Origin of the sequence: Pseudomonas saliphila (assembly GCF_008638345.1) — a bacterium.
GTDB classification, from domain to species: domain Bacteria; phylum Pseudomonadota; class Gammaproteobacteria; order Pseudomonadales; family Pseudomonadaceae; genus Halopseudomonas; species Halopseudomonas saliphila.
This window is the reverse complement of sequence record NZ_VTVA01000006.1, coordinates 71970-97970: the sequence shown is the minus strand read 5'-3', so window position 1 is coordinate 97970 and position 26001 is coordinate 71970. Positions and strand designations below refer to the sequence as shown.

Annotated in this window: 23 protein-coding genes; 14 read left to right on the top strand and 9 right to left on the bottom strand. The window is 59.3% G+C overall.

The genetic code is table 11. The features are described 5' to 3' along the window. The first annotated feature begins 17 nt into the window (after positions 1-17). From FHK95_RS08680 to FHK95_RS08670, 3 genes are all read left to right on the top strand, one after another. Complete coding sequence (locus FHK95_RS08680; protein ID WP_150304218.1) at positions 18-455, top strand: hypothetical protein; 438 nt, start codon at positions 18-20, stop codon at positions 453-455. Positions 456-594: 139 nt separating this feature from the next. Continuing rightward, entirely contained in the window at positions 595-1485 is an 891-nt protein-coding gene (gene htpX / locus FHK95_RS08675; protein WP_150304217.1) for a protease HtpX, read from the top strand. 139 nt (positions 1486-1624) lie between these two features. Further along, positions 1625-1969, top strand: coding sequence for a DsrE/DsrF/TusD sulfur relay family protein (locus FHK95_RS08670; RefSeq protein WP_150304216.1), 345 nt, complete (start codon positions 1625-1627; stop codon positions 1967-1969). Positions 1970-2158: 189 nt separating this feature from the next. Here the strand turns inward: FHK95_RS08670 and FHK95_RS08665 are convergent, their stop codons facing one another. Next, positions 2159-3292, bottom strand: a complete 1134-nt coding sequence (locus FHK95_RS08665) for an ATP-NAD kinase family protein (protein ID WP_150304215.1) — start codon at positions 3290-3292, stop codon at positions 2159-2161. 122 nt (positions 3293-3414) lie between these two features. Here FHK95_RS08665 and FHK95_RS08660 point away from each other — a divergent pair, with 122 nt between their 5' ends. Next, positions 3415-3612 carry a PA1571 family protein gene (locus tag FHK95_RS08660; RefSeq protein ID WP_150304214.1) on the top strand — a complete coding sequence of 66 codons (198 nt, stop codon included), beginning with the start codon at positions 3415-3417 and terminating at the stop codon, positions 3610-3612. On the opposite strand, the gene pdxB is transcribed toward FHK95_RS08660, so the two are convergent. Together pdxB and FHK95_RS08650 are read right to left on the bottom strand one after the other, a co-directional pair. Continuing rightward, positions 3602-4747: a 4-phosphoerythronate dehydrogenase PdxB gene (pdxB, locus tag FHK95_RS08655; RefSeq protein ID WP_150304213.1), complete on the bottom strand. Its 1146-nt coding sequence runs from the start codon at positions 4745-4747 to the stop codon at positions 3602-3604. The two genes, FHK95_RS08660 and pdxB, sit on opposite strands and share 11 nt — an antisense overlap. A 76-nt stretch (positions 4748-4823) precedes the next feature. Then, a complete protein-coding gene (locus tag FHK95_RS08650; RefSeq protein ID WP_150304212.1) occupies positions 4824-5360 on the bottom strand; it encodes an elongation factor P hydroxylase in 537 nt (178 codons plus the stop codon). 63 nt (positions 5361-5423) lie between these two features. On the opposite strand from FHK95_RS08650, the gene FHK95_RS08645 reads away from it, so the two are divergent. Next, the gene (locus FHK95_RS08645) at positions 5424-6833 is read left to right on the top strand and encodes an MATE family efflux transporter (protein ID WP_150304211.1); all 1410 of its coding nucleotides are present in this window, start codon (positions 5424-5426) and stop codon (positions 6831-6833) included. 73 nt (positions 6834-6906) lie between these two features. Then, complete coding sequence (locus FHK95_RS08640) at positions 6907-7989, top strand: DUF3080 family protein (protein WP_150304210.1); 1083 nt, start codon at positions 6907-6909, stop codon at positions 7987-7989. A gap of 2 nt (positions 7990-7991) precedes the next feature. Here the strand turns inward: FHK95_RS08640 and tusA are convergent, their stop codons facing one another. Further along, positions 7992-8243, bottom strand: a complete 252-nt coding sequence (tusA, locus tag FHK95_RS08635; protein WP_150304209.1) for a sulfurtransferase TusA — start codon at positions 8241-8243, stop codon at positions 7992-7994. 183 nt (positions 8244-8426) lie between these two features. On the opposite strand from tusA, the gene FHK95_RS08630 reads away from it, so the two are divergent. After that, complete coding sequence (locus FHK95_RS08630) at positions 8427-8711, top strand: antibiotic biosynthesis monooxygenase family protein (protein WP_150304208.1); 285 nt, start codon at positions 8427-8429, stop codon at positions 8709-8711. Between the two features lie 65 nt (positions 8712-8776). Here FHK95_RS08630 and rlmM read toward each other — a convergent pair whose 3' ends face one another. Both rlmM and metE read right to left on the bottom strand, forming a co-directional pair. Beyond that, positions 8777-9865, bottom strand: coding sequence for a 23S rRNA (cytidine(2498)-2'-O)-methyltransferase RlmM (rlmM, locus tag FHK95_RS08625; RefSeq protein ID WP_150304207.1), 1089 nt, complete (start codon positions 9863-9865; stop codon positions 8777-8779). A gap of 32 nt (positions 9866-9897) precedes the next feature. After that, positions 9898-12222, bottom strand: coding sequence for a 5-methyltetrahydropteroyltriglutamate--homocysteine S-methyltransferase (gene metE / locus FHK95_RS08620; RefSeq protein ID WP_150304206.1), 2325 nt, complete (start codon positions 12220-12222; stop codon positions 9898-9900). A 109-nt stretch (positions 12223-12331) separates the two neighbouring features. On the opposite strand from metE, the gene FHK95_RS08615 reads away from it, so the two are divergent. From FHK95_RS08615 to FHK95_RS08595, 5 genes are all read left to right on the top strand, one after another. Further along, positions 12332-13255 (top strand): LysR family transcriptional regulator, encoded by a 924-nt coding sequence (locus tag FHK95_RS08615; protein WP_150304205.1) that lies wholly within the window; start codon positions 12332-12334, stop codon positions 13253-13255. A gap of 332 nt (positions 13256-13587) precedes the next feature. Next, positions 13588-14466: an alpha/beta hydrolase family protein gene (locus FHK95_RS08610; RefSeq protein ID WP_235906743.1), complete on the top strand. Its 879-nt coding sequence runs from the start codon at positions 13588-13590 to the stop codon at positions 14464-14466. 281 nt (positions 14467-14747) lie between these two features. After that, complete coding sequence (locus FHK95_RS08605; RefSeq protein ID WP_408003604.1) at positions 14748-15560, top strand: alpha/beta hydrolase family protein; 813 nt, start codon at positions 14748-14750, stop codon at positions 15558-15560. A 241-nt stretch (positions 15561-15801) separates the two neighbouring features. Further along, entirely contained in the window at positions 15802-16671 is an 870-nt protein-coding gene (locus FHK95_RS08600) for a poly(ethylene terephthalate) hydrolase family protein (protein ID WP_150304203.1), read from the top strand. Between the two features lie 341 nt (positions 16672-17012). After that, positions 17013-17636, top strand: coding sequence for a QsdR family transcriptional regulator (locus FHK95_RS08595; protein ID WP_150304202.1), 624 nt, complete (start codon positions 17013-17015; stop codon positions 17634-17636). Between the two features lie 10 nt (positions 17637-17646). On the opposite strand, the gene FHK95_RS08590 is transcribed toward FHK95_RS08595, so the two are convergent. Together FHK95_RS08590 and FHK95_RS08585 are read right to left on the bottom strand one after the other, a co-directional pair. Beyond that, the gene (locus FHK95_RS08590; RefSeq protein ID WP_150304201.1) at positions 17647-19242 is read right to left on the bottom strand and encodes an ATP-binding protein; all 1596 of its coding nucleotides are present in this window, start codon (positions 19240-19242) and stop codon (positions 17647-17649) included. Continuing rightward, positions 19239-19955, bottom strand: a complete 717-nt coding sequence (locus FHK95_RS08585) for a response regulator (protein ID WP_150304200.1) — start codon at positions 19953-19955, stop codon at positions 19239-19241. The genes FHK95_RS08590 and FHK95_RS08585 overlap by 4 nt, the downstream gene beginning before the upstream one ends. Positions 19956-20335: 380 nt before the next feature. Between FHK95_RS08585 and FHK95_RS08580 the strand changes: the two genes are divergently transcribed. Further along, a complete protein-coding gene (locus tag FHK95_RS08580; RefSeq protein ID WP_150304199.1) occupies positions 20336-23188 on the top strand; it encodes a ribonucleoside-diphosphate reductase subunit alpha in 2853 nt (950 codons plus the stop codon). A 281-nt stretch (positions 23189-23469) separates the two neighbouring features. Then, a complete protein-coding gene (locus FHK95_RS08575) occupies positions 23470-24684 on the top strand; it encodes a ribonucleotide-diphosphate reductase subunit beta (RefSeq protein WP_150304198.1) in 1215 nt (404 codons plus the stop codon). A gap of 210 nt (positions 24685-24894) precedes the next feature. Here FHK95_RS08575 and FHK95_RS08570 read toward each other — a convergent pair whose 3' ends face one another. After that, entirely contained in the window at positions 24895-25932 is a 1038-nt protein-coding gene (locus FHK95_RS08570; protein ID WP_150304197.1) for a GGDEF domain-containing protein, read from the bottom strand. Positions 25933-26001 lie beyond the last annotated feature (69 nt).

Here is a 26001-nt window from a genome sequence, read left to right as displayed (position 1 = left end):
CGGTCGGGGCGTATCCTATGGCCGACCTGCATATCGACGACTTCTACCGGGACGCAGCGGGCATTCTGCTGAGCCTGTACAACGGATTTCCGTCGCCAAGCATCCTGTTTGTTGAAGATCTCATCGGGCCGCATGAGCCCGATGTCTTCGGCGTGCCCGCGCCCCGTCACCTCGCCTGTTTTAACGCCATGCTGTGGATGGCTGGCGAGGGCTTTCTGCGTTACGGCGATACCATTCGCCAGGAAGGCCTCGACCAGTGCTGCCTGACCGAGCGTGCCTTTCTGATGCTCTCGACACCTACAATTGGCTGGCTGGAAGACGACTTGCCGCGCAGCATCGCCCGTCAGCGTGCCACGCCTGCCCAGCGGCTGCGCGACGCGCTCTCCAACCAGAGCTCCGTCGAGCTTGAGGAGATCGTGCAGCATTGCTTTGCGCAGGCTTCCCCACGGCGCTGAGCAGTACACGATTTGAAATAGACTGCCGATTGAAAGCGGTACGGAATCCCCCAATATACCCACCAGTAAAACGAGGGGTCCGGAACGCGTCTGACAGCAGGATGGAGCCCTAATCGAATATCAAAGGAGTTATGAATAGATGATGCGCATTGTGCTGTTTCTGGCCACCAACCTCGCGGTAATCCTGGTCGCCAGCGTTACTCTCAGTTTGCTGGGGGTCGGCAGTGTTTACGACGGCCAGGGCGGCATGAATCTGCAGTCGCTGCTTATCTTCTGCGCTGTGTTCGGCTTCGCCGGCTCCTTCATATCGCTGTTCCTGTCCAAGTGGATGGCCAAGCGCGGCACCCGCACCCGGGTTATAGACGCCCCGCAGACCCGTCAGGAACAGTGGCTGGTCGATACCGTTGCCGAACTGGCGCAAAAAGCCGGCATCGGCATGCCCGAAGTCGGCATTTTCCCCTCGCGTGCGCCTAACGCCTTTGCCACCGGCTGGAATAAGAACAACTCGCTGGTAGCGGTATCCGAGGGCATGCTGCAGCGTTTCAGCCCCAACGAAATCAAGGCCGTCATGGCCCACGAAATCGGCCACGTCGCCAACGGCGACATGGTGACCCTCACGCTGATCCAGGGCGTGGTGAATACCTTTGTGATGTTCTTCGCACGGATCATCGGTAACTTCGTCGACCGCGCGGTGTTCAAGAATGAGGGCAGCGGTCCGGGTATCGGCTACTTTATTGCGACGATTTTTGCCGAACTGGTACTGGGTATTCTCGCCAGCATTATCGTGATGTGGTTCTCGCGCCAGCGCGAATTCCGCGCCGACGCCGCCAGCGCCCAGCTGGTCGGCAGCGGCATGATGATCGCAGCCCTTGAGCGCCTGCGTGCCGAGCAAGGCATACCGGTGGAAATGCCCGGCGAAATGACGGCCTTCGGCATCAATGGCAACCTGAAGAACGGCCTGGCGGGCCTATTGATGACCCACCCGCCGCTCGAACAACGCATCGCCGCGTTACGTGCCGGTAACTATTAAAAACGTCGGGTATATAGATCAGGTTGCGTATCCGCGGCTTGGTCAGCACGGGTAGGAGGAGCAGACGGTTCAGCGGGTATACTTCAAATGTTCGAGCGACATGAATGTTTGCAAGTCAATCATGAAAGGAGCCACGCCGATGAAAGCCCTGATCCTGATTAACGACCCGCCTTATGGCACTGAACGCCTCTACAACGGCTTACGTATGGCGCACGCGCTGATCAAGAAGGACTGTGAAGTGACAGTTTTTCTGATTGGCGATGCAGTGTCGGGCGCCAAGACCGGTCAGAAAACTCCAGATGGTTTCTATAATGCCGAGCGCATGCTCAAGCGAGTTGCCCTGAAGGGAAACGTTCTACTGTGCGGCACTTGCATGGATGCTCGTGGCATTTCCGAGGATGAAGTGATCGAGGATGCCCAGCGCAGCACCATGGAAGAGCTGGCAGATGTGACCATTGCCGCTGATAAGATAATGGTGTTCTGAGTAGCGGCCCTGAGCGGCGTGGTTAGCCAGAAGTTGAGCCCCGATCCGGGTAACGGATTACCCGATTTACCTTGGTCACAACGCCGTCACGGCAGTTGCGGTTGCGGTTGCAGTTGCGGTTCTAGTGTAGCCGCAACCCTGGCGTAGCGCAGGCGCGCTACACCCCCAGGAAAACCGCCACCCAGTGCCTTACTCTGCCTCAGCTTTCCAACTGACGGGATAGAGCATCTCTTCGCGATATCCACTTAGCACCCGACGCAAACCGGTTAGCCTTTGATCGAGCTCTGCATCGCCGGTGTCGACCAGAAACGGCCTGCCCTGCAGTGTTTTGAGTTTGGTTTTGGTGGCGACGACGAACAGGTTGTCGAGGCCTACGGCTTCGAGTACCCGCGGTGAAATCTGCTGGTTGCCGCGCCCGAGGATATGTCCTTGCCCGCCGATGGCGGTTACCAGGATTCGCCAGTCGCCCTGTTTGACCAGTTCCCACAGCTGCGCCTCAGTGGCGTCAGCGAGAATCAATTCGCCGTTGCGCACCACATCGACACCCAGCAAGGTGCCTTCCAGCCCCATGGCTTCGAGCAGACCAAGATTGGTCGAGCCGGGGCCGAAGATCCATCCGTCGACGTCATCCTGCATCTCTTGTAACCAGGCCGCCACGTCATCCAGCACCAGGGTTTCCTGTTCACGACCACCCTGCTTGACCTGCTGGACGAAACGCCCCTCCTCCGGGACGTTCAGCTCACCATAGTGTCGGGTGCGCACCGATCCCTGGCGAAAGGCATCTTCGTCAATATCGCGTACCTCCGCTTCACCCAGCCGAACCAGCTCACCCTGCAGCAGCAGCGCAACCAGTTCACCGGCGGCCCGGGGGTTGACCGCGTAAACGCCCGAGTGGATTTTCACACCCGCGGGGATACCTAACACCAATTGCCCCGGCCGAATGCTGTTGCATACATCGCGCGCGGTGCCGTCGCCGCCGGCGAACAACAGCAGATCGATACCCCGTGCCTGCAGCAGCTTCACCATGCGTTCGGTATCGGCGGCGCTGGTTTCTGCACCGGCAAGCTCGCCAACCACTTCATAGTCAAAACCCATGCTGGCCAGCAGGTCCTCCCCCATCGGACCCGGTGCGCAGAAGATCTGCAAACGCTCGCGCCAGGGCTCGATACCTTTCAGTGTCTGACGTACACGCTCGTGGGCACGCGGTTCGATGCCCATGGCTAACGCCTGCTGCGCGACACCGTCGGACCCCTTCAAAGCAGCCTGACCACCCAACCCGGCATACGGGTTGATAACCAGGCCCAGTTTAAAAGCCTCTTTCATTGGAATTTTCCTGGCCGTTTGGCTGTCACAAAGTTGCCACCTTTATGCCATACCCTGCGTTTGAGGGTCAGTTGCAAAGAAGTGTCGACCCATCATGCCGGATCGAGAGGAGCACCAACGACATGAGTTTACACACGCTGGATATCAGAAATGCTAACTCGGACAAGAACGCTATGAGCACCGAACCTGCCGGGTACGTCATCGATGAACAGGGACGGGAGATCGCGATTACCGAACAGATGATCCAGAGAGCCTGCACCGAACTTGACCAGCATTGGACGCCCGTCAGCCCCGCGATGAGCGCATCGGCTAGAGCTTGAACCCCGCCGCACCCAGCATATCAGCCACTGCATGCTCCATCGGAGCGTCGGTGGCGACGCGGTAAAACGCATTCTCCCGCCGCAACGGATACGCCTTGCGCAACAGATCAAATCCGCTGCGTATATCCCGGTCTGACACCGCCTTGCCGAGCATGGCTCGGAATCGGGCGTCATCGTCACGTACGTCATATACCAGACGCAAAGCCTTACTTAGCAGCCACCCACCGGGCGTGGCTGCGCTGACCTTGAGTTCACCCATGCCCTGCGACGGCGCAATGTCGTCGAGCCGAATGGCAATCCGCTCGCCAAGAAAGCTACACAGCGCCTGATAGATCTGCTCGGTGCCGCGCAGTTTGCCGTCCAGGCTGTAGCCTGCAATGTGCGGCGTGGCCAGCGTGCAAAGTGCCGCCAGCGCAGGGTCGACACGCGGCTCATGTTCCCACACATCCAGCGCTACCTGCAGATCCGTGCGGGTGCGCAGCAACGACGTTAACGCCTCATTGTCGATTACCGGGCCGCGGCTGCTGTTGATCAGCCAGGTGCCCGGACGCAGCCTGGCCAGGCGTCTGGCATTGAACAGATGATGGGTTGGATACTGGCCTGAATCCGTAAGTGGCACATGACAGCTGATCACATCAGCGCGCTCGATGAGCGTCTCCAGATCCACATAGCCTGTTTCATGCTTTGCCTGTGGCGGATCGCAGAGCAGATATTCCACGCCCAGCCGGCCTAGCGTATCAGCCAGCCGACCGCCCACCTGCCCGGCCCCGACAATACCTACCACCTGCCGATGCCAAGGGATGCCGGTGCGCTCGGAGAATGTCAGCAGACAGCTCAGCACATACTCCACCACCCCCCGGGCGTTGCAACCCGGCGCGCTGGCAACACAAATACCCGCCCTTGCCAGCCCGCGTAAATCGAGGTGGTCGGTTCCGATCGTACAGGTGCCGACAAACCGTACCGGGCTATCTGCGAGCATGGGCGCCGAAACCAGCGTCACCGAGCGCACCAGCAGCACATCCGCATTGCGCACCGAGTCGCTGTCTATCTCACGACCGGGCAGACGGGTGATGCGGCCAAAACCGGACATGAATTCATCAAGCAGCGGGATATTTTCATCAGCAACAATATGCATGGGGGCATTCCAAGTGGTGCGGCGCGGTCATTGTCGGCTGGCACTCGTGTACCTGTCCAGCCACCCCGCAGACCGCCTAGAGTTGGTCGAGAGTGAAAGCTTCCGCGGTCAGCAGCGTCCCCGGACGATAACAATCCAGCAGAGCCTGAATAAAGCGCTGCGGCCGCTCCGGTACACCTTCAGCCAGATAGGCATGAACCTGCGCCACTACGCTTTGTTTGAAAGGTAAAGCGTCGGTCGATTCGCCGCTGAGGTTATCCAGGCTGACCCCGAACCGGTGCCCCGCTGCTTCGCAAAACAGCCATTCCAGCGCCTGGGGCTTTACTTCAACCTGCTCGAAAGCCTGCTGTTGCGCTGCCGTGCGGCCATCCGGGGCATACCAGTAGCCAAAATCGGGCAGCAACCGCCGTTGCGGGCCCGCCACACACCAATGCGAGATTTCGTGCAGCGCGCTGCGAAAATAATCACGGGTGAACAGAATGCGGTGATGGGGGCTGGTTTCGTCGGCCGGCAGGTATTCCGGCTCTTCGGCACCGCCTATGAGGATGGTGTTCAGGTCAGTGGCAAAACAGCCCTCGAACAGGCGAACCAAGTCCTTACAATCGAAAGTCATGGGCAGGTGGACAATATTGGGCAAATTGATAGAGTGGGGCGCTTTTCTTCAGACCATACCTTCATGACAGTCGCTCAAACGCACCCCCGATGGCATCGCAGTGTAACAGAACTGCGCAGCCTGACCTGGCTCGCCCTACCCATTATCGCGGCGCAAATGTCGCACACCCTGCTCGGCTTCGTCGACACTGCGATGGCTGGTCGGGTCAGCGCACTCGATCTCGCTGCGGTCGCCCTCGGCAATGCGTTCTGGGTGCCGACTTTTCTGTTTCTCACCGGCGTGCTGATGATCGTCACCTCCAAGGTGGCAGCCAGCAATGGTCCCGCTCAGATTGGTAAGACGGGTGCACTGGTACGCCAGGGCGCATGGCTGGGCGCTGCTGTGGGCGTGGTCTGTGCGGCTTTCTTATGGTCGGTTGAACCGGTCCTGCATGTCATGGATGTGCAGGCTGACCTGATTCCCCTGACAATGGGTTATCTGAAAGCCGTGGCCCTCGGATTTCCGGCGGTGGCGGTTTACCAGGGACTACGCGGATTGAGCGACGGGCTGTCGCGCACCAAGCCCACCATGCTCATCGGCTTTGCCGGTTTGGCGCTTAACGTGCCGCTTAATTACGTCCTGGTTTACGGCAAGCTCGGCATGCCCGCGTTGGGTGCTATCGGCTGCGGTATCGCCACGGCAGTGGTTATGTGGTTCATGCTGGGTTGTATGCTGATCTACCTGAAACGCTCACCAGTTTATCGCGCCAGCAACCTGTTCGAACGCTTCGACTGGCCACGCTGGCCTGCTCAACGGCACCTGCTGGGCCTGGGCTTGCCGATCGGCATCGCGCTGTTTGCCGAGACCAGCATGTTCTGCGTCATCGCCCTGTTGATTGCCGGGCTGGGTGCCGAAGTCGTCGCCAGCCATCAGGTAGCGCTGAATTTCTCCTCGATCACCTTTATGGTGCCCTTCAGTCTGGGCCTGGCTATCACCGTTCGGGTAGGTCATAACCTCGGAATGAATGGTGCCCGCGCTGGGTTGTTTGCAGCCAAGGCCGGGATCCTCGCGGCGCTGGTCTTTGCAGCGATCGCCGCGAGTCTGATGTTGGCGCTGGCGGACAAGATCCCGCTGTTGTATACCCGCAATCCGGAAGTCATAGCATTAGCCTCCACGCTGTTTTTCTACGCGGCGCTGTACCAGTTCTCCGACTCGGTACAGGTCGCGTGCGCTGGTGCACTGCGGGGTTATCAGGACACGCGCCTGCCCATGCTGTTGACCATGATTGCCTACTGGGCCATTGGCCTGCCCAGCGGCTACATTCTGGGTCTGACCGATCTCTGGGGCCCGGCGCAGGGGCCTGCCGGATTCTGGCAAGGGCTGATTCTGGGTTTAACCGCCGCGGCGGTCTTCCTGTCGATCCGTCTGGCCATTGTCGGTGCGCGACGTAAACGAGACCGACCCTATGGCGTCAGCCTGGCCGGCCGCGAGTAACCGCTGCGTGCCCGGATCGCCCGAATCGTCATACTGACAGGATCAGTAACTGGGCACCGCTGGAGAACTGCCGATGCTGCGCGTCATCGCTATCCTGCTTGTTTGCGCTCTGACCACCGCCTGTCAGCGCGCGCCTGAAGCCAGCCGGCAGATGGACAACTACCTCGACCGGGTCGGCCGCGTACTGGGGCAGGAATGGCAGCCATGGGATGAGAACGAACTAAGCCTATACCGGTTACCGGCACGCCGAAGCCGTATGCAACCGGTGCCGCAATTACGCCTGGGCATGCTCGATCTGGTGGTTGAATCGAACCAGTGTCCGGCCCTGCAGCAGACCATCGCACAACGTAACAGCAGCCTGGGCAAGGTGATGCCCGGCAGCCACCTTCTGGCGTATGAGGGCGAACTGCTGCGCAACCTGGATACCTGTCTGGACATCATCAAGGACGACGCCGAACGCAGCGCGCTGCACCAGCAGCTCAGCGACATTGCCGACAGCAAGCGGACCAGTCTGCCAACCGCCTTCTGGAATGCGCTGAACGCGAGCCCTGAGTTCGAGCAATACCTGCGCTTCAATGATCAGCCGCTACCCGTCAGCGAGGCAGCGCTGACTGACCATGCCGCAATGGATGCCCTGCTCGGTCTGGCTGCCATAGGTCAGACCCTGCCCGCCCGGCTGCCGCCCGGCCAATCCACCCTCGAACCGCTGTTCGAAGCGCTGCAGCGCAGCGACCGGGGCGGCCAGCTGATTCACAGCCTGTCACGCCTGAGTCATACCCTTGACCAGGCGACGGCCATGTTGCGCGCCAGACCGCCGGCTTTTTTGTGCCCTATGGGCCAGCCAACGCAACGTTCACGCACGCTACTGACGGTCTTCACTACCTTTTATGCCGGAGACATCCAGCCACAGATGGCCCAGGCTCAGCGACTTGCCCAGCCCTGGCAGCAAGCAATTATCAGGTTAAGTCAGACGGCAGAAATCCCCAGCGCCACGGCAGACTATCTGCAGCGTCTCGCCGGTGAGCAAGGTTCACTCTGGGAGCGCTATCAGCGCAGTATTCAGGGGCATAGCAAGGCCTGGCAGGATGTGCTTGGCGCCTGCCAGCAACGTCCGGGACAGCCCGGTTGGGACGCTGCGCGGAAGGAGGCGTCGTGAGCTCAGCTCTTGCGGATGAGATACCGATAAATTCCGTCCTGCACATCCTGCTCGACCAGTTGATGGCCAAGGAAGTCACAGAAACGGGGAATGTCACGCTGGGTGGAAGGGTCGGTCGCCAACACTTCGAGCAAATCGCCACTGCTGATGTCGCGCACTGCATTGTGCAACATCATCACCGGTTCAGGGCACAACAGCCCCTTCGTATCGAGGCGGCTTACCTCCGCAGATTCGGTCACTACATGCTCGCTCATTCAGCTCTCGCTCATTCATACCGGGGCTGTTCTCGCTCGTCCGCCGACTAGATGCAAACCGGATAACGACGTGAGGGGGTAACAGCGGGGCAAATATTATCGGAAAAAAGTCTGTCGCTTGCCAGCAGCGCCAGCAGAGATAACACTATGGGTGACCGGACTAAAAATCACTAAGGAAACTCCATGATCAAAGTGTTGATTGAGCGTGTAATTGCCGAAGGCCTGGAAGACCATTACGAGGCCGCGGCACGCAGAATCATCCAGCAAGCCATTCAATCCCCCGGGTTCATTTCCGGTGAATCATTCCGGGACCTGGAACGACCAAACCACCGCATCGTCATGGTCACCTGGCAGAATCGTCACTCCTGGGAGCGCTGGGAGAACTCCGAGGGGCGCAGGAACAGTCTCAACGAATTCAGACCCATGCTCCTGGAAGACGAACGCATCACCCTGCTTGAGCCGCTTTAATCCTCAAGGCGCTAATCGTCAACGCATCCGCCGGCTCGGGGCAGCCGGCGGATGCGTCGTTCGACTTACTGTTGTACCGGTTGCACCCGGTAGCTGCCCGCATGCAATACCCGCACATGACAGGTCACTTCTTCGCGGTCGGAATACAACTGTTTACAGGAGATCGTGGCGCGTATGCCCGCCTCGTCCAGTGCAGCCTGAACGTGATCCATGCATTGCAGCACCTCGTAGTAACGGCGTTTCATCGGCAGCTTGAAGTTCATGATCGCTTCGCGACACCAGCCTCGAGATACCCAGCGCGCCAGCAATGAGCTGCTGCGGGCAGGCTTGTCGACGATATCGCACACCATCCACTGCACAGGCACCTTCGGCTTGTACACATAGCCGTCAGCCTCGACGTGTTCGACCTGACCACTATCCATCAGTTTCTTGTCCATCGGCCCATTGTCCACCGCCACGACTTTCATGTGTCGGTTGACCATCTGCCAGGTCCAGCCGCCGGGTGCCGCACCCAGATCCACTGCCGTCATGCCGGGCGCCAGCCGACTGTCCCATTCATCCCGGGGGATAAAATGGTGCCAGGCTTCCTCAAGTTTCAAGGTTGACCGGCTGGGCGCCTCACGGGGCACTTTCAGACGTGGAATACCCATTGGCCAAGGTGCAGCATTGTCTGCCCATGACCAGCCGACAAAGACGCGCTGCCCGCTTTCGAAGCACAGGTGCAACCGTGGCGCATCGGCTTTTGTCGGGCGGATAAAGCGCGTCTTGAGCAGCGCTGTTTCCAGGGGTTTGCCAAGCTTCTTGGTCAGCGCGGCCATCGCCTTGCCGTCGTTGGTGTCGGCGGTCTCCAGCCACAGGCTGGAGGCCAGCGGCCCCTTGGAGCAGGCGGTAATGATCGGCGAGATGCGGTCTTCAACCGACACGTCGAGCCAATCGCCAAGTGCCCACTGTCGAACGAAGATCAGATCGCGGAAGTTCAGCTTGCGCATCAAGGTCGCGGCATCGCCGTCAGCCGGACATACAAAGCGCACCAGCGCGGTGCCTTCCTTCGTGACGGCATAGCCTGCGATACCCTTTGCAGCAGACAACTCCTGCATCTCGGCAGCGGCTTCGCCTTCAAATCCCGGCCGACAGTGCAACAACAATTCCTGCATGGAAAACCCCAGATAAGTAAACGGTCGCTACTTTACAGGGTAGAACGACGCGGAAGAAGACAATTAGGATCTACCGACGCTTCCTGCTGCCGCAGTTGACGGGCGGCATCGACCATCGCTTTCAGCGCAGCTCTGGTTTCCGCCCAACCCCGCGTCTTCAAGCCACAATCCGGGTTGACCCATAAGCGCTCCAACGGAATGACGCGCGCGGCCTTGCGTAACAACCGCAGCATTTCATTGCACTGCGGAACCCGCGGCGAGTGGATGTCATACACCCCCGGCCCAATGGCATTCGGATAGGCAAAATCGCCAAAGGCATCCAACAGCTCCATATCCGATCGCGATGTTTCGATGGTAATGACATCGGCATCCATATCCGCGATGGCGCTGAGTATGTCGTTGAACTCGCTGTAACACATGTGCGTGTGTATCTGGGTGGTATCGGCCACGCCACTGGCGCTGATCCGGAAGACCTCGGACGCCCAACGCAGATAGTCGCCCTGCTCTGCCTTGCGCAACGGTAATCCCTCGCGATAGGCCGGCTCGTCGATCTGGATGATGCTGATACCGGCGCGCTCGAGATCCACCACTTCGTCACGGATTGCCAGCGCCAGTTGCCGCGCACTGACTTCACGTGGCACATCCTCACGCTGGAATGACCACATCAGCATGGTCACCGGGCCGGTAAGCATGCCCTTCACCGGACGCTCGGTCAGGCTTTGCGCATAGCGCGCCCATTCCACTGTCATCGCCTTGGGCCGACTGATGTCGCCATAGATAATCGGCGGCTTCACGCAGCGCGACCCATAGCTCTGGACCCAGCCGAAGCGGCTGAAAACGTAGCCTTCGAGCTGCTCACCGAAGTATTCGACCATGTCGTTGCGCTCGGCTTCACCGTGCACCAGCACATCCAGATCCAGCGCCTCCTGCTCGGCAATCACCTCGGCGATTTCCGACTGCATCGAGGCTACATACTCCGCCTCAGAAAGATCACCGGCCTTGAACGCCCGGCGCGCGGAGCGAATCTCGGTCGTTTGCGGGAACGACCCAATGGTCGTAGTGGGCAATAAAGGCAGACGCAGCGCCTGCTGCTGAACCTCTGCACGCACTGGATAGGCCGAGTGGCGCTGACTGTGCTGCGCCTGGATACTTTTTAGTCGCGTGGCGACAGCCGAATCATGGATGCGGCCTGAGGCCCGACGCGTCTCCTGAATCTGGTCGGATGCCTGAATAGCCGCAACCACTGTGGGGTCGGAGGGATCATTCAGTGCCTGGGCCAGCAACGCTGTTTCGCCGACTTTCTGCACGGAGAAGGCCAACCATTCGCGTAACTCCTCGTCGAAATGATCTTCGCGCTCAAGATCGACCGGCGCATGCAGCAGCGAACAGCTCGGTGCCACCCACAGCTGCTCGCCCCATTTTTCCTGGGCACTGCGCAGCGCCACCAGCGCAGCGGACAGGTCACACCGCCAGATATTCCGGCCATCGACCACGCCCAGCGACAGCACCTTGTAACTCGGCAGGCGGTCCGTAACTGCCGCCAGCTGCTGCGGAGCACGCACCAGGTCCACGTGCAGACCATCAACCGGCAAGGCGCAAGCCAGACCGAGATTGTCATCCAGTGCGCCAAAATAGGTGGCCAGCAGTTTGCGCAGCGGCGCGCGTTGCAACAGGTTATAAGCGCTCTCGTACGCGGCGCGCCACTGCGCGGGCAGGTCGAGCACCAAGGCCGGCTCATCAATCTGCACCCACTCGACGCCCCGCTCTGCCAAACGCTCGAAGATCTGGCAATACACCGGCAGCAGGCGCTCAAGCAATTGCAGGCGGTCAAACTCGCTGCCCTTGGTCTTGCCCAGCCATAGATAACTGAGTGGCCCGAGCACGACCGGCTTCACCTTGTAGCCCAGCGCCAGCGCCTCGTCGACCTCATCGAACAGCTGCTGCCATTGCAGACTGAACTGCTGATCCTCCACGAACTCCGGGACCAGATAGTGGTAGTTGGTGTCGAACCACTTGGTCATTTCGCAGGCAAAGGTTTCAGTACCGGCGTTGCTTACCCCGCGCGCCATGCGAAACAGCGTGTCCAGATCCGCTTGTTCACCGCTGCTGAACCGGGATGGAACGGCGCCCACCATCAGGCTATGGGTGAGGACCTGGTCGTACCAGGCAAAGTCGCCTACCGGCAGCAGATCCAGGCCCGCGTCGGCCTGCACCTGCCAATGCGCCGCACGCAATTCACGGCCCGCCTGCAGCAGTCCCGTTCTATCCAGCGTGCCGTTCCAGTAGGCCTCCAATGCCTTTTTCAGTTCACGGTCGCGTCCTATCCGGGGAAATCCCAGGTTGTGTGCCAATGCCATGTCAATCTCCACGTCTCGAATCAAGGCACACAGGATCAACCCCATCCGATGCTGAATCAAACTCATCGTGTTAATGTTCAACTTCTAAATTATTCATGATGAGCCGCAGATGCTTGAGCTTCGACACCTGAAAACCCTTACCACCCTCCGTGAAGCCGAGAGCCTGGTTGAAGCGTCCGAACGGTTACATTTGACGCAATCGGCCTTGTCTCACCAGCTGAAGAACCTTGAGGAAGAGTTGGGCCTGCAGCTGTTTGTCCGCAAGACGCGCCCGGTAAGCTTCACCAGTGCCGGCTTGCGCCTGTTGCGGCTCGCGGACAACCTGTTGCCGCAGTTGCGTCAGGCAGAGCGCGACTTGCAGCGTCTGGCGGGTGGCCAGGCCGGACGCCTGCATATGGCTATCGAATGCCACAGCTGCTTCCAGTGGCTGATGCCCACCATCGACCAGTTTCGTAATGCCTGGCCCGAGGTGGAGGTCGATTTCGCTTCGGGGTTTTTCTTCGCCCCACTCCCCGCCTTGGCCCGCGGCGAACTCGATCTGGTCGTGACCTCAGACCCCCAGGAAATTCCCGGCATCACCTATGTGCCGCTGTTCACCTACGAGGCGCAACTGGCGATCAGCAACCAGCATCCGCTGGTTAACCGCACATTCGTCGAACCGGCGGACCTGGCCGACGAAACCCTGATCTGCTATCCGGTGGATCGTGAGCGACTGGATATCTTCAAGCACTTTCTTGAGCCCGCCGGTATCGAGCCCACCGCCGTGCGCAATGCCGAACTGACGGTGATGATGATGCAGTTGGTCGCGTCCGGCCGTGGAGTCTGTTGCCTGCCCAACTGGGCCATGGCGGAGTATCTGCAACGCGGCTATGTGAGTGCCCGGCCGCTGGGGTCCGAGGGCCTGTTCGGCACTTTGTACGCAGCCGTGCGCGACGACATGCTGGACACCTCATATATGCAGGACTTCCTGCTGACAGCCAAGGACATCTCCTTTGCCACGCTCGACGGGGTCACGGCCAAGACGCTCGGCTAACCTGTTTCAAATTCGACTGGCAGCTAGACGCGGACGTCAGAAGCGGCTCCATACTTTGGAGGGCCGGGTTCCACCCCGGCTATGGGGCTCGCTGACCCAACCATTTGGTCGAGATGGAACTCGACCGTCCATTGGCGGGTGCTATGACGTCCAGCTGCGGTGGGCATGGTAATTCTCTGACAGCGCTCACATTTTTTCGCCGCCGCTCCCCCAATCAGGCGAGATCCAGCGTCGCGCCGGTCAATATACATTGACCGGATCCAGAGCCTGACTTCGGTCTCGGCCATAGCGCTCGGTAAGCAGTAACAATAAGAATTGACAGGATTCCTACAATGAATGCTTCCTTGCACAAACTCACGGCTGTTGCTTTTGGTCTGTTGTTGTCGTCTGGCGCGATGGCCTACAACCCAACGCCGCCAACCAACCCCGATCCCGACCCGAATCCGGGTGACGGCACAGGCTTTCCATCAGTATCCGATTTCAGCCGCTCCGGCTCATTCTCTACCACCAATGGGAACGAAGGCCCGAACTGCACTATCTTTCGGCCCCGCACCCTCGGCGATAACGGTCTCAAGCACCCGGTCATCCTCTGGGGTAACGGCACCGGTTCCTCGCCAAGCACCTACAGCGCGTTGCTGACCCACTGGGCAAGCCACGGTTTTGTCGTCGCAGCCGCACGGACCTCCAATGCAGGCTCCGGCGAAGAAATGATTGATTGCCTCGATTATCTGGTCGAGCAGAACGGCCGCAGCAGCGGGACCTATGGCGGCAAGTTGAACGTGAACCGCGTCGGGACTGCCGGTCACTCCCAGGGTGGCGGCGGCAGCATCATGGCCGGCCAGGATAACCGGATCACCGCAACCGCGCCGTTCCAGCCCTACACCATCGGTCTGGGTCACCGGTCCTCCTCACAAAGCAACCAGAACGGGCCCATGTTTCTGATGACTGGCGGCGCAGACACCATTGCCGCGCCAGCACGTAACGCAGAACCGGTATTCAACCGCGCCAACGTGCCGGTTTTCTGGGGTGAACTGAACTCAGCCAGTCACTTCGTGCCAGTCGGCAATGCCGGCGGATTCCGTGGGCCGTCTACAGCCTGGTTGCGTTATCACCTGATGGCGGACCAGAACGCGCGCGGCATGTTCTACGGCAACAGCTGCACCCTGTGTTCAGACCGCGGCTGGACGGTTCGCCGCAAAGGCATCAACTGATTCTCAGTGTTCACTTAGTTCCTCTCTTTTCGGCTGCTCACGCAGCCGTTTTTTTTGCCCGCTCACCCATATGTGTCTCATTGCTCACCCGAACAGGCGACTGTGTATCAAATGCGAACGCGCTAGGGTTTGTTCCGTGAACGTGAAACACCGTCGTTGGAAGTAGCCCCCGAGCTCAATGATGAATCCCTATAAGAACGCTAAAAAGAGAGATCACCATGAAAGCACCACTGTTGAAGATGACAAGCGTCGCCATTGGCGTCCTTCTTTCGGCCGGAGCCATGGCCTACAACCCACCCGGCGATGGAGGTGGCGGCGATAATGGAGGCGGTGGCGGTGGCGACTTCCCATCGGTTTCCGACTTCAGCCGGTCAGGCTCCTTCTCGACTACCAATGGCAACGAAGGCCCCAGCTGCAGCATTTACCGTCCGCGCACCCTCGGTGAAAATGGACGTCAGCATCCGATCATTCTCTGGGGCAACGGCACCGGCTCCAGCCCAACTACTTACCGCTCACTGCTTGATCACTGGGCGAGCCATGGCTTCGTCGTCGCCGCGGCACGCACCTCCAATGCCGGTACCGGCCGCGACATGATTGCCTGCCTCGACTATCTGGTTCAGCAGAATGGCCGCAGCACAGGTACCTATGCCGGCAAGCTGAACGTCAACCGCGTGGGCACTGCAGGGCACTCTCAAGGTGGCGGCGGTAGCATCATGGCTGGTCAGGACAGCCGCGTGACCGTTACTGCACCCTTCCAGCCCTACACCATCGGGCTTGGCCACAGTTCATCCTCGCAGAGCAACCAGAACGGCCCGATGTTCCTCATGACCGGTAGCTCAGACACCATCGCTTCCCCAACCTTGAACGCCGCTCCGGTGTTCCGCCGCGCCAACGTGCCGGTATTCTGGGGCGAGCTGTCACGTGCCAGCCACTTCGAGCCTGTCGGTGATGGCGGCGGATTCCGCGGCCCATCCACTGCCTGGTTCCGCTTTCATCTGATGAGCGACGGCAACGCCGAGAGCACCTTCTACGGCAGCAACTGCGGCCTGTGTAGCGACCGCAGCTGGGACGTAGAGCGCAAAGGCATCAACTAAACTGAGGCATCGAGACTCCAAGCCGGTTACCGAAAGGTAGCCGGCTTTTTTTATTTAGGGTTGGCAGAAAGCCACTGCGCGTGCAGTGATGTGTGACACAAAACAGGTCGACTTCACCCTTTTGGGCGAGTGAATAGTCATTCACTGGCCGATAGGTTTCTTACTCGCAGCGAGCGCAGCAGTTGTCAGGGATGATCTTGAGCTCAGTTCAGCCCTCACAATAATGCTAAGAGAGAATACGATGAACCTACCCGTAATGAAGCTTTCCGCTCTCACACTCGGTCTTGCACTGTCTGCCAGCGCATTGGCCGGCAACCCTCCAGGTAACAATCCTCCAGGCGATCTGCCGGTAGACTCGGGCTTTCCGGCGGTAAGTGACTTTGCTGCTGACGGTCCATTTGCTACGACCGCCAGCAACGAAGGTCCCGATTGCCGCATCTCGCGTCCGCGCACCCTGGGTGCAGACGACCTTGAGCACCCGATCATCATCTGGGGTAACGGCACCGGGGGTGGCGCCACGACCTATGCCGGTCTGCATGAGCACTGGGCAAGCCATGGCTTCGTTGTCGCAGCGGCCACCACGGCCAACGCGGGTAGCGGTGAGGAAATGCTCGCCTGCCTCGACTACCTGGTTCAACAGAACGGCCGCAGCGGTGGGACCTACGGCGGCAAGCTTGATCTGAACCGGGTTGGCGCATCCGGTCATTCCCAAGGTGGCGGCGGCACCATCATGGCCGGCCAGGATCCTCGCATCACTACCACTGCACCCTTCCAGCCGTACGTACTCGGTCTGGGCCACGTATCATCCTCGCAGCGCAACCAGAACGGTCCTATGTTTCTCATGACCGGCAGCGACGATACGCTCGCAGGCTCGACATTGAATGGGCGTCCAGTCTTCAACAATGCGAACGTCCCGGTGTTCTGGGGTGAGCTGCAGGGTGTAAGTCACTTTGAACCTGTCGGCGACGCAGGCGGATATCGCGGTCCGTCGACGGCCTGGTACCGCTTCCAGCTGATGGGTGATCAAAACGCCGCACTGGTGTTTCAAGGCGCCGACTGCACCTTATGTACTTCGCGCGACTGGGACGTCCAGAAGAAGAACTTTAACTGATATCCAGGCTCGCAAAAGCCTGATCGCAGCCTGACCGAAAGCCGGCTATCAGTCCTGATAGCCGGCTTTTTTGTTCAAGCTTATCCGCTCTCGCGTCGACCTCCCGGTCAACAACTGACTGTCCGGCCGGCTGACATATCCAGTTTCCGCTATTGCTGTATACAAATCCTGTGGCTGATTCCAGAAACACGAATGCAAGTATCGTTCGCTGTGCGCACTAAATGCTCATTCGATGGACGATTCACTGGCTGCTCCATCCTCGGGACACTTTTATTCTTGGTATCAGCCTTGCTACTATAGGCGCCGGCAATGAAAATCCCGCGACCAAATAGGCAGTCGATATGAGTAAGCCCAACACCCCGCTGGCCCAGGCACTTTCGCAGCGCAAATCAGACGAGCGCGCGACGCCCTTGAGCGCCTTTCGCATGGCGCGGCGATGGTGGCTGGAGGGACGCAGGCTAAATCTTTCGTTGCTGGCAGAAGAGCTGGATATCGGTCGAGCGACCTTGATGCGTTGGGTGGGCAACAAAGACCTGCTGATGGGCGAAATACTCTGGTCGCTGTACAAGGAAATCTACGATGAGTCGATCGAGCGCGCCCAGGCGGATCCCGGTCTCATCGGGATCGACTTTCTGGCGCGGATCTATAGCGACATCAACGTCGCTCTGATCGAAGCCAAACCGCTGCATAATTTTCTGCATGCTGAACCCCAGTGGGGCCTGCAATTACTCACTTCAAATATTGCGGGTTTGCAGATTCGCCTGATCGAGACCTGGCGCAAACTGTTCGAGCAGGAAATAGAGGCCGGCAGGATAAACCCGGAAATGGACGCCGAAAGCCTGGCCTACTTCATTATCCGTATCGGTGAGAGCGCCATTTACTGCGACCTTATTTGCGGCCGCACACCCGATGCGAAACAGGCCGACACTGCCTTCCGCCTGCTGGTTAACGGTCATACTCGCTAAAGTTGCCCGTCTAGCTCCGGCGTAACGGCCAATCCAGAATGAAAGCTGCCCCGTGCAGCTCTTTGGAGCGCTCCACTCGAGCGCTGCCCTGGTGCCAGTAGATAATTCTCCGCACGATAGCCAACCCCAACCCATATCCGCCCGACGACCGTGTACGGCTGTCATCCAGGCGCAGAAAAGGCGTAAAGATACGTTCGCGAAAATCCTCCGGGATACCCGCTCCGTCATCTTCAACTGTGATGATGCACCGGTCGTAATGCACCTGGGTGGTGATCAACACACGGCTTGTTGCATAGCGCATCGCATTGCTGACCAGGTTGGTCACGGCCCGCTGCAGGTAGCGTGATTCTGCCTCAACAGCGCGCGCCCGGCCCATGGACCGGTCCTCATGGCGCACATCCAGCTGCCGATTGAGCGGAGCCAGTTCACTGACGACCTGCTCGACCATCGCCGGAACATTGGTAGGATTGAACGTCAGCTCCGGCGCACCCTGATCCAGTCGCGCGTACACCAGAATTTCATCCACCAGGCCATCCAGCTCGTTGAGGTCACCGTCCATCCCCTCGAGGTATTTGCGCCGATCCTCGGGTTTGACGGCGTTCTCGACCATTTCAATGCCGAAGCGTAACCGCGCCACAGGCGTACGCAGCTCATGGGATACCGCGCCGATCATTTCCTGCTGGATACGCATCAGCCGCTGAAGGTGCGTCGCCATCCGATTGAAGGCCCGAGCCAGACGGCCGACCGAATCGTTGCCACGGGCATCGACCCGTGCATTCAGATTGCCCGCACTGATATGCGCCGCGGCGGACTCAAGCGTGAGCAAACGCCTTTCCAGTTGCCGCACCAGCAGATAAATAAGCAAGCCGCAAAGCGCCAGCATCACCATGCCGGTGACAAGCAGCAGCCCGGCCGGATACTCATTCATCTGATACAGGGGGCCGAGGCTCAGAATCCACTGGGTGTCCGGAATCTTCAGATAGAGCAGCACCGAGTCGCCGTCAGGTCCCAGTGTCATCACCGTATCGCTCTCCTCCAGGCGGCGTCGCTGATCCGGGTCCAGGTCCGCTTCGCGAATAGGGGTCAAACGCAGAGGATAGCCAAAACCCTTGTCACCTCTGAGATGTTGCAGCCGACCCGGCATAGCCGCCTCGGGATAGCGAACCAGCTCATCGGCTACCAGAAACAGCGTGGCCCTGCCCAACTGCTCGGAAATGCGATGAATGGCTGCCTCCAGAACGATCCCTTCATCCACGCTGACCATCGAATAGACGCGCAACCGCGGATTGCTCGCGGGTCTGACCACCACCCGGCCCTGGAGCAACCGGGACCAGATACTCGTTTCCAGATTGAGCTCGTCGAGATGATGCAATTCAAGGGGGACCCCAATCAGCCGGGTCCAGGTGGCCAGCGCACGCATCCGCTCGGCGGTGTCCATGTCTTCCAGGTTATCGGCCATGAGCCGGAAGGTCCCGGTGGCAATGCGTTCGCGATAGTCGCCGGCGCGCATATCGTTAACCAGCCAGACGGCGGCCAGTCCGAGCAACAGCACGGTAATCAGCACCGCCAGGATGCCGCCATAGACCCGGAAAAAAATGGAGTTCACTTGAGGGTTGGCTCAGGGGCGACGAACAGATAGCCCTTGCTGCGAACCGTTTTGATAATCCGCGGCTGTTCAGGATCGTCGCCGATCTTGGGACGGATGCGCGAGATGCGCACGTCGATCGAGCGGTCCTGGCCGTCGTAGGCTATGCCGCGCAAGGCAACGAAGGTTTCCTCACGGCTTAGTACTCGCCCGGCGTTGCTCGCCAAAAGCCAGAGCAGATCAAATTCGGCGCCGGTCAGGTCGATCAGATCCGGGCCCAGCCAGGCTTCGCGCCGCGTGTTGTCGACCACCAGCGCTCCAAACTGCAGCCTGCTCGGCGGCACATTGGGCTGATCAGTCTCACCCCTGCGCCGTAACAAGGCTCGGATACGGGCCAACAGGACCTGCGGCCGCACTGGCTTGTTGACGTAGTCATCGGCACCCAGCTCCAGCCCCTGAATGTGGTCCTTGTCATCGCTGCGCGCCGTGAGCATCAGAATCGGCCGGGTGTAGCCCTCTTCACGCAAACGCTTGCAGATCGACAGACCATCTTCGCCTGGCAACATCAGGTCCAGCACCACCAGATCCGGCATATGATTCAGGACCCGCTCGACCGCCTTGCCACCGTCCGGCTCTACAGATGCCTGCAAGCCCTGCGACTGAAGAAAATCAGCAATCAGGGCGGCAAGTTTAAGGTCATCCTCAACAATCAGAATGCGTTCGTTTTCGTCCACGTGTTCACCCGGTGCGTTCTAGCTCAGCGCGGCATTGTAGCATCAGCGCCCGAACGCCCTGCAGCGGTCACTCGCAAATACACAAACCACAATATCTTGTATTAACGCGCCAAGCCAGACGACGGGCGCATGTACGCCTGAAACGGCGCTGTTATCGCTACACCCCCTCCACGCATTTCTGTGTCCAACACTTGCACCCTCGCCAATACCACACTATCTTGTGCCAATAATTACGCATGGCACTACATATACGACAACCTCTAAGCCAGCCTTAGGGATGAAAACACCGCACAACAGAACTGATGCTAACCAAGAGCTCCAGGCACAGCATATTCATGACAAACACCAACCACTACATATAGTGAGCAAAGGAGAAACCCATGCAGCCATTACCTGGCCCCGACACGCACCTCTCGACCGGCGCCACCCCTGCTGAAAATCACCCGGACACGGACCTTTTGGTGACTGCGCCTGGGGGCCTGCGGGTCATCAAGCGTAATGGCGCGCTGGTCAGCTATACCGATGACAAGATCAAGGTCGCCATCACCAAAGCCTTCCTCGGTGTAGAAGGAAGCCAGGCCGCCGCTTCAAGTCGCATTCATAACGTAGTCGATACGCTGACGGAAACCATCACCGCGACGTTCTGGCGGCGCATGCCCTCCGGCGGCACCCTGCACATCGAAGACATCCAGGATCAGGTAGAACTCGCACTGATGCGCTCGGGTGAACAGAAAGTCGCCCGCGCCTATGTGCTGTACCGGGAAGAACATACCCGCCAGCGGCAAGCGCGCCAAGGCAACGAACCCGTTGAGGCACATCCGAGCATTCGCGTCACGCTGAAGGACGGCAGCCAGCAGCCGCTGGACCTTGGACGGTTGCGCACGCTGCTTATGGAAGCCTGCGAAGGTCTGGCCGAAGTTGATGCTGAGCTGATCGAGCGCGAAACACTGAAAAATCTGTACGACGGCGTGACCCAGCAGGACGTCAACACTGCTCTGGTGATGACCGCCCGCACCTTGGTGGAACGCGAGCCGAACTATAGCCAGGTGACAGCGCGTCTGCTGATGGACAGTTTGCGCGCCGAAGCGCTGGGCTTTCTCGGTGTGGCCGCCAGCGCCACGCATCACCAGATGGCTGACTATTACGCCAGAGCCCTGCCGGTCTACGTCAGCACCGGCGTCGAACTGGAACTGCTGGACCCACGTCTGAATGATTTTGACCTCGCCGCGCTGGGCGCAGCCATCGAGCATGAGCGCGATCAGCAATTCACCTACCTGGGCCTGCAAACACTTTACGACCGCTACTTCATTCACAAGGGCGGCGTGCGCTTCGAACTGCCGCAGATATTCTTCATGCGCGTCGCCATGGGCCTGGCTATCGAGGAAGCAGACCGCACTGCACGCGCCATCGAGTTCTACAACCTGCTCTCCCGTTTCGACTACATGGCGTCAACGCCGACCCTGTTCAATGCCGGCACCCTACGCCCGCAGCTGTCGAGCTGCTATCTGACGACCGTTCCTGACGAACTATCCGGCATCTATCACGCCATCCACGACAACGCCATGCTCAGCAAATTCGCTGGTGGCCTGGGCAACGACTGGACCAACGTGCGCGCACTGGGCGCTTACATCAAGGGCACCAACGGCAAATCCCAGGGCGTTGTGCCCTTCCTCAAGGTGGTCAACGACACCGCCGTGGCGGTAAACCAGGGCGGCAAGCGCAAGGGCGCGGTCTGCGCTTATCTGGAAACCTGGCATCTGGATATCGAGGAGTTTCTTGAGCTGCGCAAGAATACCGGTGACGATCGCCGCCGCACCCACGACATGAACACCGCCAACTGGATACCCGACCTGTTCATGAAGCGTGTATTCGACGACGGCCGGTGGACGCTGTTCTCCCCGTCCGATACGCCCGATCTGCACGACCTGACGGGCAACGCCTTTGAACAGCGCTATACGTACTACGAAACACTGGCCGAGCAAGGCACACTCAAACTGCACAAGACCCTGCAGGCTCGCGACCTGTGGCGCAAGATGCTCAGCATGCTGTTCGAAACCGGGCATCCCTGGTTCACGTTCAAGGACGCCTGCAATCTGCGCAGCCCGCAGCAGCACGTCGGCGTCGTCCACAGCTCCAACCTGTGCACCGAGATCACGCTGAACACCTCGGCCGATGAGATCGCCGTGTGCAATCTGGGGTCGGTCAACCTGCCGAACCACATGCAGGACGGCAAACTGGATACCGTCAAGCTGGCTGCCACGGTCAAGACCGCCGTACGCATGCTGGATAACGTCATCGACATCAATTACTACTCGGTGCCGCAGGCAAAGAACTCCAACCTCAAACACCGCCCGGTCGGCCTCGGCATCATGGGTTTTCAGGATGCGCTCTATCTGCAGCACACCTCCTACGGCTCGGACGCCGCCGTCGCCTTTGCCGACCAGTCCATGGAAGCGCTCAGCTATTACGCGATTCAGGCCTCCTGCGATCTGGCCGAGGAGCGCGGCGCCTATGCCAGCTTCGAAGGCTCGCTGTGGAGCCGGGGTATTTTGCCGCTGGACTCACTGGACATCCTCACCGAGCAGCGTGGCGCCGAGTATATCGATGTCGACCGCAGCCAGACCCTGGACTGGGAGCCGCTGCGAGCGCGCGTGAAGCAAGGCATGCGCAACTCCAACATCATGGCCATCGCCCCGACGGCGACCATCGCCAACATCACTGGCGTTTCCCAGTCCATCGAGCCGACCTACCAGAACCTGTATGTCAAATCGAACCTGTCCGGTGAGTTCACCGTGATCAATCCCTATCTGGTGCGCGACCTCAAGGCACGCAATTTGTGGGATCCGGTCATGGTCAACGATCTGAAGTTCTATGACGGATCGGTGCAGCAGATCGAACGCGTGCCAGCGGACCTCAAAGCCCTCTACGCCACGGCATTCGAAGTGGATACCCAATGGATTGTCGAAGCCGCCAGCCGCCGCCAGAAATGGATCGACCAGGCCCAGTCATTGAACCTGTACATCGCTGGTGCCTCGGGCAAGAAACTCGATCTGACCTATCGCATGGCCTGGTACCGCGGCCTGAAAACGACTTACTACCTGCGTGCCCTGGCCGCGACCAGCACGGAAAAATCCACCGTCGAAACCGGAAATCTCAACGCTGTGTCGTCCGGCCCGGCGCCAGTGCCCAACGCCTGCTCCATCGACCAACCCGATTGTGAGGCTTGCCAGTAAAACAACTCAGCGTAGCGCTCGTGCTATCCCTGGGGGCGTAGTGCGCCTGCGCTACGCCAGGTCTACGGCTGCGGCTACAACAAATCCTGTCGGCGCGCAGGCGCACGCCAACCCCAGGAAAACCGGCGCGTCCGAACGCAGCCCGAGCCGCACGCCAATCCCAGCAAAACCCAGCTGCCCCCTGGGGGTGTAGTGCGCCTGCGCTACGCCATACGGCAGCGAACACGCTAAGCAGTGCCCAAGCGCACCATTTAATGACACAACAGAACAGGAGCTAGCCCATGCTCAGCTGGGACGACCAAGACAACGAACACACCACCGCCACGCCGTTGAAAGCGTCGAGCGCTACCTCGACCCAAGCGCTCACCGACAGCGCTCGCCGCGTCGCCAGCGACGACTCTAACGCCGTCGCCCGTGCCAAGGCGGCTCTGGACGAGCTCGACATCCAGGAAGGCCTGGAAGATCTGAAAGGCTCCGCTGCACGAGTAAACGTCGACGCCAAGCGCATGATCAACTGCCGCGCGGATCTCAACCAACTTGTGCCCTTCAAGTACGACTGGGCCTGGCAGAAGTACCTCGACGGCTGCTCCAATCACTGGATGCCGCAGGAAGTAAACATGACCGCCGACATCGCTCTGTGGAAAAACCGCGAAGGGCTGACCGACGACGAACGCCGCATCGTCAAGCGCAACCTCGGCTTCTTCTCCACCGCCGACTCCCTGGTTGCCAATAACCTGGTATTGGCCGTATACCGGCTGATCACCAACCCCGAGTGCCGCCAATACCTGCTGCGCCAGTCCTTCGAAGAGGCAATCCACACCCACGCCTACCAGTACTGCGTGGAGTCATTGGGGATGGACGAAGGTGAGATTTTCAACATGTACCATGAGATTCCCAGCGTCGCGAAAAAAGCCGCCTGGGGCCTCAAGTACACGCGCTCGATCTCCGATCCGACCTTCGAGACCGGCACGCTGGAGACCGACCGGGAGCTGCTGCGCAACCTGATCGCGTTTTACTGTGTACTAGAAGGGATTTTCTTCTACTGCGGCTTCAGCCAGATTCTGTCCATGGGCCGGCGCAACAAGATGACCGGCGTCGCCGAGCAGTTTCAATACATCCTGCGCGACGAATCCATGCACCTGAACTTCGGCATCGACGTGATCAATCAGATCAAGATCGAAAACCCGCACCTGTGGGATGCCACTATGCAGGACGAAGCCGCGCAGATGATTCTGCAGGGCACTCAGCTGGAAATCGAATACGCCCGCGACACCATGCCCCGCGGCGTGCTTGGCATGAACGCGGCGATGATGGAGGATTACCTCAAATACATCGCCAACCGCCGCCTGACGCAGATTGGTTTGAAAGAAGAATACCCAAGCACCACCAACCCCTTCCCCTGGATGAGCGAAATCATGGACTTGAAAAAGGAGAAGAACTTCTTTGAAACCAGGGTGATCGAGTACCAGACCGGCGGGGCCTTGAGCTGGGATTGATTCACCCTGTTGAAGCCCGGGGCGTCCTGCGGATGCCCCAATCACTGCCCATGAGCACAAATCCCATCCCGTGGGAGGCGCGATCGGATCGCCGCACCGCCGCGGCGAAAACCTTCAGCAGCTCAAGAGCTTAACCTTAACTATTACCCCGCAACAATGAGCACCACCAACTTTGAACCGTTACCAATAGTTGCCTAACCCCTGATCGGATTAGCCGGTTACCACCCGATTCCTGCCCTGCTCCTTGGCCATATACAAACGCTTGTCAGCCTGAAGGACGGCGGATTCAAAATCCTCGACTCGATCCAGATTGGCGATGCCGGCACTGAAGGTCACGGGCACCCTGGTTGCGTTGTTGCTCAGGGGCTCGCTGTGAAAGTTGTCTTTGATTCTGCATATCAGTTCAGCGGCTGAGTCGATCGAGGTGCCATAGAGCACTACCAGAAACTCTTCGCCACCCCAGCGCCCGACAATATCTCCGCCCTTGGTATGCTTTTTCAGGCTCTCGGCGAGATAAACCAACACCCGATCACCGAAGTCATGGCCATGGGTATCGTTGATGTTCTTGAAGTGATCGACGTCGATCATCACCAATGCGGCGGATGACCCCAGCGGCCGGGCCTTGAACCTGCTTTGCACCCCGTGGCGATTGAGAATATGCGTCAGCGGATCAGAGTTGGCCTGGGCCCGGTACGATTCGGAAGCCGATGAAATGGCGCCGTAGGAGCCGATCCGGATCCATTCGCTGGCCAGAATCAGGGTGTAGAGGATGACCGAGGTGGAGATGATCCGCGAAACACTGATGTCCGAGTATGCATAGACAAAAGGCAGCGAACTGGACAACGCCAGACTATTCAGCAGCAGATATAACGCCATGTACAGCATGCCGATTTTGGGCCCGACCAGCAGCACCATGAGCATGGTCACAGCATAGGACCAATAGGCGCCGGTGCCGTCCGCGCCGCCACCCAGCAGCAGATAACTTGATAGAAAGAACAACACCAGCCCAAGAAACAAGCAGACCCGCTGGACTTGCACCAGTACCTTCGCGAGGTAGGCGCAGGCGAGAACAATCCCAACGAAAAGCAGCAGAATAAAGGCCATCAACGTGCGGCCTTGAACGAAGGAGACCACGCAGAAGGTCGAAAGGAAGGTAGTGCCAAGGGCTGCCGAGGCGTAAAGCAACAAACGCTTACGCTGGTTTTCTATCTCGTCCGGTGTGCTGCCGAAGTTCAGGCCAGCTATCATACTGACGCGACCGAACAGTCTGTGGGTAGGCAGCGCATGCCGCAGACCCGGTTATTCAGGGCTGACACA